This window comes from Sphingobacterium sp. T2 (genome assembly GCF_000814685.1).
Taxonomy (GTDB): domain Bacteria; phylum Bacteroidota; class Bacteroidia; order Sphingobacteriales; family Sphingobacteriaceae; genus Sphingobacterium; species Sphingobacterium thermophilum.
Genome location: NZ_JXAC01000180.1, coordinates 1 through 1,880 on the forward strand (window position 1 = coordinate 1; position 1,880 = coordinate 1,880).

3 protein-coding genes are annotated in these 1,880 nt (G+C 39.3%); 1 reads left to right on the forward strand and 2 read right to left on the reverse strand.

The annotated features are described in order from the left end of the window. Positions 1-529 (forward strand): tyrosine-type recombinase/integrase (locus SD31_RS11240; RefSeq protein WP_231561498.1); only part of this gene is annotated, 529 nt, incomplete at its 5' end. 285 nt (positions 530-814) lie between these two features. Here SD31_RS11240 and SD31_RS11245 read toward each other — a convergent pair. Continuing rightward, the gene (locus tag SD31_RS11245) at positions 815-1,090 is read right to left on the reverse strand and encodes a hypothetical protein (protein ID WP_039054187.1); all 276 of its coding nucleotides are present in this window, start codon (positions 1,088-1,090) and stop codon (positions 815-817) included. Beyond that, positions 1,050-1,511 carry a hypothetical protein gene (locus SD31_RS11250; protein WP_156138333.1) on the reverse strand — a complete coding sequence of 154 codons (462 nt, stop codon included), beginning with the start codon at positions 1,509-1,511 and terminating at the stop codon, positions 1,050-1,052. The genes SD31_RS11245 and SD31_RS11250 overlap by 41 nt, the downstream gene beginning before the upstream one ends. Between the last annotated feature and the right edge of the window lie 369 nt (positions 1,512-1,880).

The window sequence follows — 1,880 nt, forward strand, 5'->3', positions numbered from 1 at the left end:
CAAGGATGTTGAGCCAAAAGGAAGAAACGGATATTCGACGTGGTACAAACCGAAAACATTTGCTGATGCTGCAACTGTGTACGGAATGGGGTTGCGCATAAGTGAGGTTGTCAATCTGAAAGTGAGCGACATCGACAGTGGACGGATGCAGGTACTCATCGAAGCTGGTCAAGGAAAGAAAGATCGGTACGTACCACTACCGTCTGCAGTGCTGGATTTGCTGCGGGAATATTATAAAGCATACCAGCCCAAAACTTACCTTTTTGAAGGTCGGTACGGTGGGCGGTATTCCGTCCGCAGTGTACAAGCGGTGTTCAAGAATGCAATGAAAGCGGCAAAGGTAAACAAGTCGATAGGGATACACGGTTTGCGGCATAGCTACGCCACACATTTACTGGAATACGGCACGGACATGTCATTCATACAGCAGCTACTTGGTCACAATGACATCAAGACCACGATGCTGTATGCAAAAGTCGGCAATGCGCAACTGAATTCTATCAAAAGTCCGTTGGATAGGATGTTGTGACTACAGATTTAAGAATTATCACAATGGGATTTATTACTTCAAAAGCAGAAAACCCTTCATACCGGCTGCTCTGTAGGCACAGTTCAGAGCTGTGAGAAACGTGGGGGTCTTTATGTTTAGACACTCTAACGTTTCGGGGCTTTGCGTTTGGGCGGGTTTCGGAGCACAAAACTGTCTGCCAGCACTGAACTTGAATAGAAGCACAAAGCTCCAAGTTTGCACGTCACCCCGCCTGACGCAAAACCCGTGTTATGTGCTGTGTTTTCTCGTGTGCTCACCTTCGAATTATAATTTAATTTCGTTGATAATTGTGTCAAAATAGCTGTCAATGTCGTTACGCCATAAATAGTTTGGGTGATATGTTCTAAAGGCGAAGTCTACATTGTCAAGCTTTACTTTAGAAATTTGTCTTTCTGAAAATGGAGCAAGTGCTTGTTTCTCAATTGTCCCAAAGTTGTCGTGAATAATACTGTCATAATTAGGTCCAGTTAAAAACAAAACAATGTTAGGTTTAATTATTTCAAGTTCCTGCTTTATGATAGAAAAATGTTCTTCTTTCAACTTCGTAAATGTAGTCTGGTGGAAATCCCTTGTCGTTATACTTACCAATCTTTACGATGTTGTTCCATACTAATTTTATTTTCTTGTTAGGATGTTTTACTTGCAGTAGATTAATAAATCGGCTTACTCCATTCCAAAATTGTCCGCCATAACTCCAGCATTCTCCATCATTGAAAAAGCTGTCATAATTGTCAATAATTGGTTGTTGGTTATTATGAAATTCATTATACCAACTATTGGTTTCTTGTCCGTAAACCATTAAACGTATTTCTGCATTATTAAATTCTTCATCGTTGTCAATTGTCAATAGCAATGGACAAGTTGGCTTCAATTCTAGTGTGTCGTCTGCAAGAATTGTTTGCATTGCAGAACAAAGGTCGTCCCATTTAGAATTGTAAAGATTTAAAAGTTGGTCATTCATTTTTTCTATTGTTACTAATTTATTTTAGCTTTCTCTATCGGTTTTCTGCATCCCAGTTTTCTGCAAAGTTAGATTGTGTGTCCGCCAAAGTGTGTCGTGGTGAAGGGGCGTTCTAACATAGCACATAACTCTCAAATATACGCAATAACCTTCTTTACACAAAAAAAACAATAATTCTCTGTTTTGACCATAAATATTTGTTTGTTAAGGGGTCTTCACTTTTATGGTTGTGCGATTTTGTCCATTGCGTATTTTGTTATAACTTTCTTAAAGTTACTTTGGCAGAGATAATACAAAATACGCAAGTTATTGATGAAAGTTGTTTGATTTTTTCTGGTTTTGATTTTCGGGACGCAGGCGCAAGGATGC

Excerpts from the sequence above, each read along its gene's own strand:
- SD31_RS11250 (WP_156138333.1), bottom strand. The coding sequence starts at position 1,511 with ATGAATGACCAACTTTTAAATCTTTACAATTCTAAATGGGACGACCTT.